The organism is Indolivaga alginatilytica (assembly GCF_003201355.1).
Classification (GTDB): Bacteria; Bacteroidota; Bacteroidia; order Bacteroidales; family Dysgonomonadaceae; genus Dysgonomonas_A; species Dysgonomonas_A alginatilytica.
Map to the genome: position 1 here is coordinate 1 of NZ_QICL01000043.1, position 17,250 is coordinate 17,250.

Genomic DNA, 17,250 nt, shown 5'->3' on the forward strand with positions numbered 1-17,250 from the left:
CGAAGCAACAAGGTAGCTGTATGTTTAGGATTTCAGGATTTCAGCCAGTTGAACCGTGACTATGGCGATAAGGAAAGCAAGGTCGTAATGAATACGGTCGGCAATATTTTTTCGGGACAGGTCGTTGGAGAGACCTCCAAAACCCTCTCGGATCGTTTCGGCAAAGTTTTACAGAAACGCCAATCCATGACGATCAACAAACAGGATAAATCCACTTCAATCAGTACCCAATTGGATAGTTTGATTCCCGCCTCCAAAATATCAAATCTCACACAGGGTTTGTTTGTAGGTGCAGTGTCCGATAACTTCGATGAACGGATAGAGCAGAAGATATTCCATGCCGAGATTGTAGTAGATAACGAAAGAGTAGCTGCCGAGATGAAAGGGTATGAGCCAATTCCTATTCTTACCGACTTTACAGACGAAAATGCGATGAATGCTCAGATCGAAGAGAACTACAGGCAGATAAAACTCGATACGCAGCAAATTGTGATAGATGAGATGATACGGATTAAAGAAGATCCGTTATTGAAACATTTGATTAAAGAGTAAAGGCTGGTTTATCGATAAGCTACAGGATTGTTTTTTAATATTTGAAATACATCTTTAATAAACTGATGCAGGAGAGTTTTATAAGGTTCTTGTTTATGAACTTGTTAATTACGATTACGACCGGGCTCGTATGCCATCTGTACTTGCTTACCAGGCAGATGATGTCTTTTCTTGAGGTGTTCAACCGTTCATTCAACACGATGACATATAATATAAAACACATGCAATACGATATTAAAGAGCTATTATTTTTGATTTTGAAAATTCACTTTCAGGCCAATGCGGTGCAATAGCCCTAGAGGAATATCAATAAAAGATTTAATCGACGATATATTATATAATATCGATAAGTTATAATTTTAATTATCGATATATGAAATATTTAGAAATAATAATATCCATAAAAGAAATAAAAAAACGATTCGGCCACTTGTTCATCGGCTATCTTTGCTTACTCAAAATGTACAACAAAAAGACAACTCATTAACAAATTGAACGACAAAAATATTAACAGTCAAAAGCCTGATTAGATGTTATATTAAATAATCAACTTCAACAACATTTAAAATAAGTGCGGTTTACTACAAACCGTAATATACAGAGTTTTGAAAATCTATCAGAATAAGATCCATATCAGCTTTTAACGGAAATCACTAATTTAACAGATGAAAAAAACAATATTATTATTTGTGGTATTATTGAGTGCAAACATGGGGTTTTCTCAAGTGGGTATAAACACGAAGTACCCTCAAGGCGTGTTCCATATAGATCCGTTGGGTAATAATAATAAGTCGGGTGTGCCTACTGTAGCCGAAATGGCAGATGATGTGATAGTCGATTCGAATGGAAATATAGGTCTAGGTGTTATCAGTACCAAAGCAAAAGTAGATATTAAAACCTCGGGAACAGCAACAAATCCGGTTTCTGGTTTTATATTGAATGACGGAAATCAGGCGACAACAAAGGTACTTATTTCCGATGCCAATGGAAATGCGACCTGGAAATACCCTAAACAACAAGGTGCTGTTTTTGGAACTTTTGGCACTACAACAGGGGTTTTAGTTTCGAATGATTGGAGTCTGACAGGTACTTACAGCGGACAAACCTTAGTTGCCCGCCCCAGTAATGGCAATATCAGGACGGGTGCTCAAATTATACTTCCGACAGGACGCTGGTGGGTCAAAGTATCGCTCTATATAGCTGCGTTAGTAAATGGAAGTACTGGAGAACAGGTGTGGGTACGTACCACCTTGGCGGATGCAACAAGTAATTTAGGACCATCGGCAGATCTTGAATCATCATTTACACTGGCATCGGGTCTTATTTGGAAGAATCCCGGTGGCGTAGTAGTAGGATCGTTCTTGTTGAATAACAAGACGGCAAGTGCAAAAACATATACCCTGCTTGTCGGGGGAATAGATAATACAGTTCCTAGTACAGTCACAAATACAGTTTTTCGAACAGGAATGTCGGGAAGCAGCGAAAATACATTTATCGCTTTTAGAATATCCCAATAAGTAGAACTAAAAAATTAAAAGAATGAATACAAATGTTCTGAAATATATATTGGCTTTTTGTTTTTTGTGTTTAACCCATGTTTTGCCAGCACAGGTTGGAATAAATGCAAAAAATTACAGTGGAGGTACTTTCTTTATTGATGCTGCCGGTGACAATTCGGCTACTCCTGTAGCTACCCAGATAGCTAACGATGTCTTGATTAGCACTACAGGTCGGTTGGGCGTAGGTACAATTGCCCCCACTACACAGTTGCATATCGAGGGCAGTACAGCTAATCCCGTCTTGCGTATTGTAGATGGTACTCAAACTCAAGGTCGGGTGCTGACATCCAAAGCGGATGGAGAAGCTCATTGGCAACCTTTTGGGGCGGTGCTTGTTAAGAATATACCATTGGGAGCCGCAAAACAATTTACAATAACTGACATTACAAGTAGATATATTTATTCGAATACATCGGTAACACTTCCTCCCGGCTTGTGGCTCATTGAAGTAAACATTTTGGTATATCGCGTTTCGGGAACTGCTGCCACCGATTTTACAATAAAAACATGGCTTCAGACTTTCATGGCTGATACCAACACGGGGCAGTCTATCACTGTCGACGGATACGGTAACGGATATTCGGGAAGGATGGCTTGCAATTTTATGTATCTAAAGAATAATGGTTTCAATATGATAAATGGCTTTTTTGTGATTAATAATAAAACGGGTGCCAATAAAACCTACTATTATATGTTTGGTAGTGGAGGTACATATCCTGTTGCATCGAGTGTAACTAGTGCAACTACATTCAGCTTTGGCGGTCCGGCTAATGAGTCGACCATATTTGCAACTTATATAGATGAACCGCGTCCTTGATTGATGAAAAAGATTAAGAAAAATCAGAAGTGATATGAAAACGAAAATACTATTTATACTTTCTTTTGTTCAAAGTGTTTTTATTTCTTTGAACGCACAAATAGGCGTGAATACAGAGACCCCTGTTGGTATATTTCATATTGATGCAAAAGGGAATAATCCTACTGGTACTATTAGTAATTCATCCTTGACATTAGATGATATTGTTGTTAGTAATCAAGGTAACTTAGGTATAGGTACTGTGGCTCCTCGGGCTAAACTGCATATAGTAACGGGAGGTACGGCATCGACTCCAGTTATAGGAGTAAAACTTGTGGATGGAAATCAGAAGGCTGATCGATTGCTGACCTCTGATACCAATGGATATGCATCTTGGAAAGACGTACCTCCTATGCCAGTAGCCGTGGCAACTAAAGTGGGTAGCAATATACCGACCAATACGGCAACGTTTTATAATACAAATACTTATATCATATTGCCACCCGGCAGATGGAAAGTGACAGCTACTACTCTTATTGCCGTCAGTACAGGTCTTATGGCTAAAAATATTCAAGATAAGGTTTGGGGGCATTCATTTTTTTCGGAATCTAACGCAGCTACGCAAACAGCCGCCAATATGTCGTCCGATGTAGAAAATAGTAAACAGATGGCTGCATTATTAACTAAATACACCTATAATGTGATGATAGGCACTAACATCATCAATAATAAGACAAATGCTTCTAAAAGATATTATTACATAGTGGGTAGCTTTACAGCTGTTGGAGACGTTGTTGATAACACTAACTTTGCAGCGGTAGCAGGTACAGCCAATTATGAGAATTCGATTGTTGCGGTTTTGATCCAAGATTAATTCAAGCACTTAAGTTCTTATTCAAAGCAACACCCGCTCTACAGAGCATTAAAGGAAATAGGAAGAATAAGGGGGGGGCATAAAAACGTGTTGCAGCTGCCCGCTGAATTCTATTAATGATAATGAAAGTTGCAAATCCCCAAAGAATAAAGGTATTCATGAATTTCACTTCTTAAGAAATACTACATCATTATGCAAAAAAAGGAAGCAGGTTCGTTTGTTGTTGTCGTTCTAAACCTGTCCTAACGATGATGTAGGCTATTGGGTCAGTAGTGTGTAGAGATTATACGCTGCTGGCTTTTATTATACTATGCAAAAATACATTTTGATTTATTTAAAATTCAAAATGACAGGATATTTGACAGTTATTTTTATTAATATCTATCACTTTAAGTCAGACAAAAGTAGCAGAACCTGCATACCAATGCCTCTGCTGAGAACATGAACCCGGATGGGCAACCCTGAAATTCTTCTTCTTGGTATAGATATCCCCCAAGAGAAGCATCGTCTACTTCGCTAACTTATTTCCTTTATCACCACCGATTGTTATTACATGGAGCATTGATTTTATTATTAGTCTGAGCATACCATACTTCAAAGTATTAAGGCCGCTCTTAGATTTGTCTAATAAATACAGCCAGGTTACTTTTATTCTTTAGTTGTAATAAAGGAGGAATTAACCGATTACCAAAGGTACACTATTAAGGTCGCTAAAGTTACAAGCTTTATAGTCTGAATCAGACCTTTGATAATCAAGCTGAGAGATACCATATAGAATTCTGACTTTCTAAGTCATTAAGAGTTTGGGTACAAATCAGCTCTTTGGTTAATTCCAATAAAAAAGATTTTTTAAAGATATGGAAAAAGTTTTTATTGGGATTGATTTTTCGAAACTGCATTTCGATGTTGTTTTAATTGGAAAAGGTACAAATGCAGAAGCTTTTATACATAGTCGATTTATGAACAGCGAGTTAGGATGCCAGCAAATGCTTGTTTGGTTGAATACTCAAACAAACACAGATCAGTCAAAATGGTTATTCTGTGGAGAACATACGGGCTTATACTGTGTGTTGGTCTCAGAATATCTACATCATGCAGGCTTGGCTTTGTGGTTGGAATCAGGTCTGCAAATCAAACGTTCGATGGGGATTTGCAGAGGCAAAACCGATAAAATAGATGCTCATAATATTGCATTATATGCCCTGCGTTTTGAGGATAAAGCTCGCATTTACCATCCAAAAGAAGATGTTTTGGATGAACTAAAAGATTTACAGGCTTACCGTTCTCGTTTGGTTGATTTAAAAGTATCTAGCAAGGAGTTATTTCGCATAAAACAAAATGGGTCAGCATCTTTTATTAGAGAAGATAGTCTTGAAAAAGCTAGAGAACTAGCATTAACAATAAAGAGTATTGATGCTAAAGTCAAAACATTAATTGAGAGCAATTCCAGTGTTCGAGAAAATTTTGAATTACTAACCAGCATTAAAGGTATTGGTTTGCAGAATGCCACAATGATGCTAGTTTTAACCGATAATTTTCAGCGATTCACTGATCCTCGAAAATTTGGATGCTACTGTGGGGTAGTTCCTTCTTCTCACAACTCTGGAAGTAGCGTTCGAGGCAGAGATAGAGTAAGTCCCTTGGGTAATAGAAAAATGAAAGTTTTATTGACACAGGCAACTCATTCTGCTAGTAGGCACGATAATTATTTCAATCAATATTATAAAAGAAAAGTGCATGATGTAAAAGATAAAATCTTAATAATAAACAACATAAAAAAACAAACTAATACATCTGATGTTTGCTTTGGTTAGAAATAAACAACTTTATAATCCGACCTACTTGCATCCGATGGTAAAAATAGCTTAAACAAGCAATTTTTACTTTTTCAATCTGCCTCTCCAAAATTACAGGTAGTTGAAAAAGGAAAAATGCGGAAAAATTTAACTAAAATAATTGGGGTTAATCATAGAATTCAATAACACGCAGATATGGCAAAATCAGCCTGTCTGAGAATCTTTAAAGTCATAAAAGCAAACGATTGCAAAACCTGAATAAATAAAGGATTTTGCAATCATTTTGTCCCAAAAAGATGGGTTACCTATAAACGGAGACTTTTTCAGTGCCCTCTGAATAAATCGGCTCCGTTTTTTAGCGATTAAATATCAAAGCTGTAGCTAAACATAGAGCAGAAAGATCATATATGGTTTATAAGTTGGGAATTAATTCGTATTGATTTCAATAAATCTCTAGAAAACACACCTACATCCATACAAAAGATGTTAGGTCTTTTCTAAGATGTAAAATAAGTCGAACAAAAACACCACTTTTTATCTGGAAAATATTGTTCTTAATTGCTAAATATTAATATTTTTGTTAGCTTTGATAAATCCAGACTTTGTCAAAAATTACTAAACACAGATAATTACACTAAAACTTTAATAACATGAAGAAGCATCTGTTTTTCTTTCTTTTGTTACCTCTTATTACATCTTGTAATGACTCTAACTTAGAGTCTATTGATAAAGAAGTTGTAGTAGGGACTACTTCATCTAGACTTCATTTTGATAATGAAGATGCCCTAAGAGCAATAATAGAAAATGACTCACCAAATGTAGGGCTACGAAGTTCTTCTCAAAATCAAACTAATTTCATTAGTTTGATGGCTAAAAAAGTTAATAACACTAGGTCAGCAACTGATAGTGGTGATAGTGGTGATATAACTTATTATGAAGCACTAGGATATGACACTTTAGTTCCTAATCCTAATTTTGCAGCTTTATTAAATATAAATGGAGAATTAGAGGTTGGAAATAAAATTATAAAGATTAAACCCGAAGGTACATATCTTTATGAAAGCAGCTTTGAGAACAAAATAGAAGAATTTATATCTTCATTATCAATTGAAGATATAAATTCTTCTGAAAATGAATATATTGTTTTTTCGGATAAAGTAACTCTTTTTAAAACATTTAAGGAAAAAGAAAATTCTTATACATTAGAATCCGAAGGAGACAATTCTGAAGTTTCAGATGACTATTTTGACTCTTTGGATGATCAAAACATTACAACTAGAGCAACTCAGTCTACTTCAGAACCGGATTACTCAACCTTCCAAACATTTTCGGCTGATAGAGGAGGTATTTTTGGTAAATTAATTCAATCCATAATAGGATCTACAAAAGCTAGCACTATTAATTACAGTAGTAAGAGAAGGATTAGGGGTTCATTTTATTTTTACAATTATGGCGTTTATTCTGAAATAGGAGTTAGCGGATGGACTGATAAGAAAAATTGGATTGGTTGGAGTAAAACGGAGAGTGATGAACTTCGAGTTTCTTGGAGAAATGTTGTCATAAAGAAAACAGTAGCTGATTATTATACACAATCTTGGGATGCATTAAGAAAGCTAAATACTTCCAATCCATATAATAATAACGAAGTACAATATTTCCCTCCCAAAAGAATAACAATAAATAATAGAAATGTCTATGCTATAACGATAACTGTTACAGATCAATACGCTAAAGATTTTAAAAATAAGATTATAAATCAAGGTTCCAAAGCCGCATTTGATTGGTTACGAAGCCAATTGAAGAGACCAGCATCGGAGTTTGAAAACTTAGAAGCAGCGGTTGTTGCTAGTAGGACAGAAATATATATGGTATATAATTCAGAAGAAGTAAAAAAATATAACTATAAGAATTACACACATGTATTTGCTAATAGTTGGATGACTGTTGTTGCTGGATGGAGTAGTGAGACCGGTTTTAATATAAATGGAATAGGAACTAATAATATTACAAACGCGAATTCATACTTAAAGGTACTAACAAATGCTTTCAATGAAAAAAAACCAGAGCTAGTATCTGGAGAAGTAACAGTTTGTGCTAGACTCGGAAATGTATGGAAAGGCATGAAAATAGTAAAGAAATGAAAAAGTTATTAGTCATATTAGTGATTTCATTATTTCCACTATGTTGTATACATAGTGGAAATAGATCTGGTTTTGGAGTAAAAGCAGGATTGAGTTATACAACTATATCAGGGTGGAGGATGACTAAATATAAAACATCTGGATTTATAGGTGGTACTTATTCTATAGAAATGAAAAACAATTGGTATTTTCAGCCAGAACTATTATTCTCGAACATTGGATCTAATTTAAAAGATGATAAGACAATTCTTTCAGGGGGATATATAGGAATATATGGGATAGAAACTCCTGTTAATATATCATACAGACCTAGTCTAAACAGACAAACAAATATGATATTTGATATTGGGATGTATTCTTTTATAGGTTTATTTGGAAAGAAAGAATATAAATATTACGAATCCCCAACAATAAATGATAGCCCGTTTGATGCTATAAAAAGATTTAATGTAGGTATAAATTTAGGTGTAGGGATGAAATACAAAGCATATTCTACCACAGTTTCTTTTCAGAGAGGATTAACTGATTTAAGTAAAAATGGAGGTGGAATATATCACCAGTCATTTAGGTTTTCAATCGGATACTATTTTTAAAAAAAACTACTTGAGTATAGGTATATTAAATGAAATATTAAATAATATACCTGTATCTTGAGTAGGAATATAATCGTTATAGTTAATAGGTTTATTCTCTTCTATTATACTTCTAAAATTAAGAAAAGTATATCCTACAGATGCAAATACTTTCGTCGAATTTATCTTGAAAGCCACACCTATAGAAGGAGAGTAAATGAATTTTAACTTTCCCACGTTCTTTTCTGTAACATTTGATTTATCTATATATCTAATATTCCCCCTGGCATAAGCAAAAGAAAAATCATTTTCTATGAAAAAGGCGATATCATCATCAACTTTATAGAATAGTTTTGGAACTAATCCTATCTGAGGTAAAATCATAGTATAAGTTAAGTTGGGATTTTTATTATATGAATTGATAATACCTTCTGAATTTTCTGTTATAGAGGAGTTGTTATTAAAATTATAATATGTGAATTTTGTTCTCATTGCTACTATTACGAATGAGTTTTTAATAGGTTTATAATTCAGATCAAGCTTTACCCCTAATCCAGTAGGATAATCAGAAAGAAATAACATTGTGTTTACATGTATACCCGGTTCAATAGAAAGTTTTTCTTGTGAATATAATTTTTCTGTGTTCATAACACAGAAAAAAAGACTTAGAAGCATAAATAGATAGTTATAATAACGCATAATATTCCAATAAATAAAGTTTTTAAAAGTAATCTTTTTATATAATAGAGTTTATATTCAATAAGTGTTTATTTTTATTGAATATCTGATACTTATAGAGTGTGTCATTTCCTTAATCTGTAAAAATTTAGGCTAGATCTGATAGTCGGGCAATTTTTTAAGGTTTGATATTTGGGTTTTCTAAGACATAATTTCTTGGAATAGGGATATAATTAGAGTGTGATTTTCGTCACCCTTGACAATTTCAGTTAGTCAGGTTATTTCTGACAGGTTGATCCCCAGCATTACCTGTTTCCTTTTCATCTGACAGAGGCAAAGATACAAGATTTTGATAATGATTTGATAACAGCAAGCCATATTATGGGTACTTGCTGCACTTTTTCGCCTGAAATATTTTTCATATACGACATAACCATTTCGTGCAACTATTATTACGTTTATATTCTGATACTGTGATGGGATAATAGTATTCAGCAATGATAATTCTTTACTGCTTATTCCTACTGTTTCGGCGGATATCGATTTCCAGTACAGAGTCGCTGCAACATCTGTGGACTAACATCCAGAATATCGCAGATTTCTTCAGTACTGAGTTTTACGCCCTATAAATCAGGTCCTTGATTTATAGGGTGTGGGCTATCTGCCTTGTCTACAAATTTAGCTATCTTGTCAATCTTTTGTTCGAGTGACTTGTATGCCTGACTGTCAATTGTGACTACATCCATATCGTTTAAATTAGTTTCTACGCAAAAAAACGATATGCTTACAAGATGCTTGGATGACTCCAGAATTATGGAGGGAATGGAAATTTAACAAAAAAAATAAAAGTAAAAAGAATAACATCATAATAAAAAAACACTAAATCTCAGTAATACTAAACTGTAAAAAATAGAAGATCAACTACTAGCTTGTATTAGATTAGAATTTGTATATTTGAGTAAAATATACAAAATTAATATGCCATTACGAATACTTCACCTTTCAGATATACATATTTTTACAGAGACCTCTGATCAATTAGATTTAGATAAAGATATTCGCAACGAGATTGAATTAGATTTAGACAAGTTAGTTAAGGATAATCCCATTGATTTGATTTTAATAGGAGGAGACATTGCTTTCTCCGGTAAAGTAGGAGAATATCTGAAAGCCGGAGAGTGGATAACAAGTATATGTAATAGAATTGGCTGTAAGGAAGAGAATGTTTTGCTTGTACCAGGAAATCATGATGCATGCTGGGATAAAATATGTCCAATCTTATCAAATGCTCATTCATATATTAAAACAATAGAAAATAGAAATAAATTAAATCGGAAAATAAAAGAAATAATAACGCATAGCTCAGCTAAAGAACTATTTATGGCTCCTTTTAGACATTTTTTTGATTTTGCTAGCAGATATGGAGCTGTACCCTTAGAAAATTTCTTTTATTGGCAGACCGATTGTATGTTAGACGAGAAAAAAATAAGAATTACAGGGGTCAATTCAGCTTTAATATCAAACAAATATGATCATAAAGAAAATTCTAAGTTAGTTTTGTCTGAATTTCAGACGACTTTAAATAGGGAAAAAGATGTGATCCATTTGGTTTTATGTCACCACCCCATAGATTGGTTGTTGGATGGTACTGATGCTTATAATGATCTATCTTCTCGTGCATCTATCTTATTATTCGGTCATGAACATGAATCAAGAGTTAAAATGGATGAAGCTAAAGGAGTTTTAAATATCTATGCAGGAGCTGTTACTCCTTCACGAAATGAAGATGGTTGGATACCAAGCTATAATATACTCGATCTGAATCTAAATAATAATACACTTGAGATTAGAATTGCAGCTAGAGAATGGGACATTCGGCAAAAGAAATTCACATCTTCTATTATAGAATCAGAACTTTATAATATTCCTTTAAAAGAAGAAGCTTATGTAAAAGCTAAAGATGAAGAATATAGCAAAGAAAAGGATGTTGAAGTCATTAATGTTAGACAAGAAGACCCTAGGCGTAAACTTGCATTTTTCTTTTCGCAAATGCCTTGGTTCAAGCAAATGAGCATTATAAAGAATATACCAGCGATTAGTTTAGACGGTATAAATAAAAAAAATGCAGATTACAGAGTAACTAAAAATCTATTTAATGACATATTCGAAAGAAATCTTCAGAAAGAATTATGGAATTTAGTGTATAAAGAAAATAATAACCTTGGAAATAATCCTTATTAATTAAATAATGTATGAAAAATAAAATAGCTAGATGGTATGAAGCTTCTTCCATCCCAATGAAGAGTGAGGAAGAGTTAAACAATAGAGTAGATATTATTGAAAAATTGTCTAAAGACTCATCTCATGAATTTGATATCAACTGTTTGAAGAAATACTTAGGACACAATAATGATGAGTTTAACAAACAATTATCTTCAACTATATTAGATATATCTCCTGTGTTTCCTCAATTAAATAATGAATTAGAATTGAAAATTATAGCAAGTGCAATTCTATATGATAAAGCATGTTTAGCGATTGACGGAGATAATTATATTATAGCATTAGCCTGTAGATTAGCTCGTTTTGGGAAAAATAACGAATTGTTAAATGCAGATATATTAGAAGATATTGATAATGCATTAGATAAATATGGTGATAAAATTAGAGAATTATCCAATATTAAACTTGATTCTAGCCTAGATTCTGTATATAAAAAGAAAAAAGATGATGCAGGAGCATTAGTTTTTGATTCCGAAAATTCGATTAAAGAGGTGGGAAAGAACTTAAAAATCTTGTCTACTGCAATTAGTTCTCTTATAAAAAACAATGATATACTTTCTGAAGAATCAAATATTCATTGGTGGATATTTACAGCATATTCTAGGAAAAAAAATAAACCATTTACTGAATTATCTTTGCCTGCCTGTGTCGTTTTGACCGCTCTAGAATTGTACGATGTATTGTCATATGTACCTCAACCGAGTACATCTTATGCTTATTTAAATAAGTTACTAAATGAGGCACATTCTAAAGAACTAAAAAAGAAAAGTACATTAACAATTGTAGATGTTGTAAAAGCATTAGAGGAAACAAATTCTTGGGGTGATAACTTACAAGATGCTGATCCTATAATTTGTCCACTATCTTATGCTTATAAATTGTACCTTGAGCATAAAGGAGAAGAAGTATGGAGTACCATCTTTAAGATAAAAACACAATTAGAGCCTTCAACTGAATTCAGTACTGTAGACTTATCAAACCAATTTCTACAGGAAATTATCTACTTAAAACATAAGTAAGAGATGAGTAATACAGGCGTATCTAAAATAATTTGTATTCAAGAGGGATGTAATATTTCTGTTGATGGAAAGTGCCTAGAAGGGTTAGATAAAGATAACTGTCCACATTGTTCTATTGAAGATATTCTCGATCTAAATACTGAATCTATTCTACCTTCTCCTACTGATGAGGTAAGTCAAACAAGAAATGTCGTTGAAAATAAATATCGCAAATTATATTCAGCAACAGCTCTTAAAGAAGAAGAAACTATTAGTATAACTAGTAGGAGCCTTGCAAGAGTTATAGTACTTGCTGGCGTACCTTTTTCAGGAAAAACAACAACAATAGCTTCTTTATATGATAGTTTTTTGAGAAATTACAGTTACGCAGGTTATCTATTTAAAAGCTCAAAATCCCTCATTGGACTAGAAGAAATTTCCTTTTTATCCAGAAGTTATTCTGAAAGGAATAAAGCAGACACACAACGTACACCTTATGCAATAGGTAAAGATAATTACATCCATTTCGAGATAGCAGATCCAAATCGATGTACTGATTTATTATTTACAGATATATCAGGAGAGCATTTTGAGAATGCGATTAATAATAAACAGGATGCTGAAAAATTATATTTTTTACGACGGGCAGATCATTTTACACTTTTCATAGATTCCTCAAAGCTCCTTAACAATCACCATCGTGCATTTACGAGAAAGCAAAATAGAGGAATTCTAAAAGCATTGCTTGAAGCAAATATCTTATCTTCAGAAACATTTGTTGAAATAGTATTTTCTAAATGGGATATTGTTTTGGATAATAAAGAAAGTAATAATGAGGTATTTATAGTCGTGGAGAATGAGTTGAAAGATATTTTAATCTCACGTAAGATTCAGACTACCATTCATAAAATAATCTCTAGATCTGATTTTGAAAATATTGATTCTGGAGAAGGGTTAGATGTTTTATTAAATCAGTGGATAAATAAATCTCGATACTTAAGGCATCCTATGACATCAATTAATAGAGGATATAATCTTAAGAATCGGGAATACTTAAATTTTAAATACTAATATTCATGACTGAACCTTATAATTATCTTCTATTAGGATTACCTCAATCTGGTAAAACGTCTTTTTTAGGCGCTCTTTGGTATTCTATAGAAAGCCAAGAGACAGCCAATAGTTTATCTCTAGAAGCTCTACCTGATGATCGAGAATATTTAACTGAATTAAGTGACTTATGGTGTCAGTGTAAAAACTTCCAAAGAACAACATTGGGGGTAGACTTTCCAATTTCATTCACAGTCACAAATTTTAAAACAGGGAATAAACATGTAATTGATATTCCTGATATGTCCGGAGAGTTCTATAAAACAACACTGTTTGAAGAAAGACAGATCCCAATAGAGTTTATCAAAGATTTAAAAGATGTGAACGGCGTTCTCTTATTTATAAATGCAGATACGTTTATCCGTCCTACTTCTATTAAAGAGGTAAATGGGCATCTAAAACCTGAAGTTGGCTCCATCGATAATGTATCTGAAATAAATTCAGGTAGTCCAAAAGAATCTAAAATCACGTTTGAGATTTCAAAACATGTTCCTGATGTTATATATATTGTTGACCTATTACAAATAATACAAAATTTTGCTAACGATTTTAAATTAGCAATAATAATATCAGCTTGGGATGTCGTTTTGGATAGCTTTGACACCGAAGAGGTTCCAATTAGTCCTCTAGAATGGGCTAAACAAGAATTACCATTGTTAGTTCAAGCAGTAGAATCTAACTTTAAAGAATATCGAATTTATGGTATTAGTGCTCAAGGAGGAAGTTACAAAGAGGCAGAAGTGAAGGATAAGCTTTTATCAAATATAAATCAGACAGAAAGGATACGAGTCCATTTTAATGACGAAATATCCAATGATATTACTCTTCCTATAAGATGGATTATAGAAGCATAAATATGGTTATAAATATAGATCAAACATTACATGGATATGCTCATGGCCATAACCTTATAGCATCATCCATATCTCTTCCTGTTAATGTCAAGAGAATATTAAGAGTTATGAGTGATATGTCTGGAACTCAGATGATAAAAAGTTTCTCCGAATATTTCACTGCTTATCCAATAAATGAGATTAATAAATATGCATTTGCAAAAACCTGGTATGCTCCCGAAATGGATAGAGAAGGCTGTGTTTGGACTCAAACATTACTTATTGATTTTGCTGACATACCGAATATTCATGATATTAAAAGTTTGGTAAAGTTGTTTAATAGACCTGTATTAGAAGATATATTAGATAACAAAATGGAAGAATATATGCATTCTTTAGAGTGTGATATTGAGGACAGTCTAACAAAAGAACTTGAATATTATAAATATACAGAAGATATTTTAAATGCGATTTATGTAAAACCAGAAAAAGCAATACTTATCAAGTATCCAAAGACAATAGAATTAGAAAACATCTTTTTTTCTATTTGGAACCAACAATGGCCTAGGCTTAGACGAAATTTCTCTTTTTGTACTGGGGCATTGTTACCTCGTAAATTGGAAGATGGGTATTTAGATTTACAAATAGTACCTAATGAAGCTAGATTACCTGAGAATGGCAATTTTGAGACTATCTTTCAAGATGCAGAAAAACAGGACTCAATGAATAAAAGGTGGTTGGAGTTCTCTCAAGAAGAACTTATTACTCCAAACAAAACTTTCAGAAAATATTTATTCACTTATGGTTCGGATGTTTCAGGTTCTCGATCTTCGTTTTTCCCACTAGTATATTTATACGAAAAGCTAACTAATTCAAACAAGTTAGATATTGATGAAATATTATTGTTTTTAGGCAATCATTTTAAAAATAAGGAGAATGGGAAAAATATAAAAAATCTAGTTCTTAATAACAAAGATCAAAAATTATTTAATGATCTAGAATTAATCTACGGAATGGCATTACTATCAGATACTACTCCTTTTGATTTAGACGTAGATCTTTTATTCCATCGCTTTTTGAAAGCATCCAAAGATATAAAAGAAAATCTTCTTTGGATATCTAATATAGTAAAAAAAGAATTTAATACATTAGGAGAACATATTATTACTCAATATGCAAAAAAAGCAGACGAAAAGGATATTATTTTGTTAAATAGTAAATTTCGAGATGTACTTTCCATCTTCGTTAAGATATACCCATCAATATCTTATCAAAAAGAATATTGGAAAACTTCTTGTAATTATCAATTGGAAAACTTCAAATATATTTCTCTTACCTCTGAACAAGGTGAATCTATCAATTGGCAATTAATTATCAATGAGATGTTTAACCGAGAGGTGTGTATTGATCAAAAACTCATGATTAGAACTATTCCTAATCTGCCTAATCATATCCTAGCTTGGTATGATGAGTTTGGTAATAAACACAAAATATCTTCTTCTTGGTTGGAGTATGTTGCGAATGATAGAAATGCTATTTTAGATTGGTTACATTTAGGGAATGTAAATGGTATACATACTTTTGAATATATACTTCAACTTTTAGATCCTTTGTCTAAAGATATAATTAATCAAGGGATTGATTACTGGATAAAAGTGTTGGATAAACTTCAGAAAACAAATGCAACGACTTCTATTTATCTTAAATCATTCTTTATGTCTTTAGGTATGAATTATACCGATGATAAGTTTATTCTATTTTTACAATATTCATTTGATGATGTATATTCTGCAATTATTGATGATAATTTGGATTATTACTCATGGGAAATCATAGAGCCTTATACAAAACGACTTAATATTTTTCAAGACTGGGATAAGGGGAAGAAATTAAGAAGAGCTATTGTTGATAAATTTTTGATATTAAAGAAATCCGAAAAACTATTTAGCGAAATAACAAGTAATCGAAGGCTTATTGAAGAACTAACAGAAAGATTAAGAAAAAAAAGAAAGAAAAATATATTTTAGTAAAGGGGGCTATGTTCAATGCAATATATCGCCATTATAAACGAGTTGTTTTTTTATCTGATTTAGCTTGATAAAATGGAAATTCATGTCTCTATTTTTATTCATTTAATTCTACTTTAATCGCGTTATAATATAATGACCAAGAAAAATACAATTCAGTTATTTGAGAATAAGAAAGTTCGTACCGTATGGGACGAAGAACAAGAGAAATGGTATTTCTCTGTTATTGATGTAATTGAAATATTGACAGATAGTGCCAATCCAAGACGTTACTGGAGTGACTTGAAAATCAAGTTACAGAAAGAGGGAAGTCAGTTGTACGAAGATATCGTACAACTGAAAATGCAGTCAGCCGATGGGAAATTTTATAAAACTGATGCTGCTGATACAGATCAACTTTTTCGATTGATACAATCCATACCTTCGCCTAAAGCTGAACCCTTTAAACTTTGGATGGCTCAAGTTGCATCCGAGAGATTAGATGAGATGCAAGACCCAGAGCTAATTATTGACCGAGCAATGGAACAATATCTTCGTTTGGGTTATTCTGAAAATTGGATAAATCAGCGACTCAAAAGCATTGAAATTCGTAAAGAACTGACTGACGAATGGAAACTAAGAGGAATGAAAGAGGGTGTTCAATTTGCAACACTCACTGACATCATAACACAAGCATGGTCTAATAAAACGACAAAAGAATATAAGCAATTCAAGGGGCTGAAGAAAGAAAACCTTCGAGACAATATGACCAACACAGAACTTATTCTAAATATGCTTGCAGAAGCATCAACCAAAGATATTTCGCAGGCAACTGATCCCGAAACGTTAGAAGATAGTATCCGAGTAGCCAAACAAGGAGGAACCGTTGCACGTGTAGCTCGTGAAGAATTGGAATTACGCACAGGGAAAAAGGTTGTATCTCCCATTAATGCCAAGAAGACTTTGGGTATAGATGAGGGAGATAAACACGAAGATAAAAAATAAATCCTAGTCTGCTGTGTAGGCTTTAAAGAAGACAAGGAGTAAGAGTA

General features: G+C 32.9%; 15 protein-coding genes. 13 read left to right on the forward strand and 2 right to left on the reverse strand.

The genetic code is table 11. From position 1 onward, the window contains the following. The 7 genes from CLV62_RS19865 to CLV62_RS19895 form a co-directional block, all read left to right on the forward strand. A partial coding sequence (locus CLV62_RS19865; RefSeq protein ID WP_170120112.1) for a TraM recognition domain-containing protein occupies positions 1–552 on the forward strand: 552 nt, incomplete at its 5' end. A gap of 665 nt (positions 553–1,217) precedes the next feature. Further along, positions 1,218–2,069, forward strand: coding sequence for a hypothetical protein (locus CLV62_RS19870; protein ID WP_110312518.1), 852 nt, complete (start codon positions 1,218–1,220; stop codon positions 2,067–2,069). Positions 2,070–2,091: 22 nt separating this feature from the next. Next, on the forward strand, positions 2,092–2,928 hold the full coding sequence (locus tag CLV62_RS19875; protein WP_110312519.1) for a hypothetical protein: 837 nt from the start codon (positions 2,092–2,094) through the stop codon (positions 2,926–2,928). A gap of 34 nt (positions 2,929–2,962) precedes the next feature. Beyond that, positions 2,963–3,781: a hypothetical protein gene (locus CLV62_RS19880; RefSeq protein WP_110312520.1), complete on the forward strand. Its 819-nt coding sequence runs from the start codon at positions 2,963–2,965 to the stop codon at positions 3,779–3,781. Between the two features lie 857 nt (positions 3,782–4,638). Then, complete coding sequence (locus CLV62_RS19885; protein ID WP_110312521.1) at positions 4,639–5,595, forward strand: transposase; 957 nt, start codon at positions 4,639–4,641, stop codon at positions 5,593–5,595. 632 nt (positions 5,596–6,227) lie between these two features. Continuing rightward, complete coding sequence (locus tag CLV62_RS19890; RefSeq protein ID WP_110312522.1) at positions 6,228–7,718, forward strand: hypothetical protein; 1,491 nt, start codon at positions 6,228–6,230, stop codon at positions 7,716–7,718. Continuing rightward, positions 7,688–8,311 carry a porin family protein gene (locus CLV62_RS19895; protein WP_110312523.1) on the forward strand — a complete coding sequence of 208 codons (624 nt, stop codon included), beginning with the start codon at positions 7,688–7,690 and terminating at the stop codon, positions 8,309–8,311. The genes CLV62_RS19890 and CLV62_RS19895 overlap by 31 nt, the downstream gene beginning before the upstream one ends. Before the next feature lie 6 nt (positions 8,312–8,317). Here CLV62_RS19895 and CLV62_RS19900 read toward each other — a convergent pair whose 3' ends face one another. Both CLV62_RS19900 and CLV62_RS22205 read right to left on the reverse strand, forming a co-directional pair. Beyond that, positions 8,318–8,938, reverse strand: a complete 621-nt coding sequence (locus CLV62_RS19900; RefSeq protein ID WP_170120113.1) for a hypothetical protein — start codon at positions 8,936–8,938, stop codon at positions 8,318–8,320. 653 nt (positions 8,939–9,591) lie between these two features. Further along, on the reverse strand, positions 9,592–9,714 hold the full coding sequence (locus CLV62_RS22205; protein ID WP_262509969.1) for a hypothetical protein: 123 nt from the start codon (positions 9,712–9,714) through the stop codon (positions 9,592–9,594). Between the two features lie 232 nt (positions 9,715–9,946). Between CLV62_RS22205 and CLV62_RS19905 the strand changes: the two genes are divergently transcribed. From CLV62_RS19905 to CLV62_RS19930, 6 genes are all read left to right on the forward strand, one after another. Beyond that, positions 9,947–11,209 carry a metallophosphoesterase family protein gene (locus tag CLV62_RS19905; RefSeq protein WP_110312525.1) on the forward strand — a complete coding sequence of 421 codons (1,263 nt, stop codon included), beginning with the start codon at positions 9,947–9,949 and terminating at the stop codon, positions 11,207–11,209. 11 nt (positions 11,210–11,220) lie between these two features. Next, a complete protein-coding gene (locus CLV62_RS19910; protein ID WP_110312526.1) occupies positions 11,221–12,270 on the forward strand; it encodes a GTPase-associated system all-helical protein GASH in 1,050 nt (349 codons plus the stop codon). A gap of 3 nt (positions 12,271–12,273) precedes the next feature. After that, positions 12,274–13,320 (forward strand): TRAFAC clade GTPase domain-containing protein, encoded by a 1,047-nt coding sequence (locus CLV62_RS19915; protein ID WP_110312527.1) that lies wholly within the window; start codon positions 12,274–12,276, stop codon positions 13,318–13,320. Positions 13,321–13,325: 5 nt separating this feature from the next. Then, positions 13,326–14,213 (forward strand): TRAFAC clade GTPase domain-containing protein, encoded by an 888-nt coding sequence (locus tag CLV62_RS19920; RefSeq protein WP_110312528.1) that lies wholly within the window; start codon positions 13,326–13,328, stop codon positions 14,211–14,213. A 2-nt stretch (positions 14,214–14,215) separates the two neighbouring features. Continuing rightward, positions 14,216–16,219, forward strand: coding sequence for a GAP1-N1 domain-containing protein (locus tag CLV62_RS19925; protein WP_221409263.1), 2,004 nt, complete (start codon positions 14,216–14,218; stop codon positions 16,217–16,219). 135 nt (positions 16,220–16,354) lie between these two features. Continuing rightward, positions 16,355–17,203 carry a BRO-N domain-containing protein gene (locus CLV62_RS19930; protein WP_110312530.1) on the forward strand — a complete coding sequence of 283 codons (849 nt, stop codon included), beginning with the start codon at positions 16,355–16,357 and terminating at the stop codon, positions 17,201–17,203. Positions 17,204–17,250 lie beyond the last annotated feature (47 nt).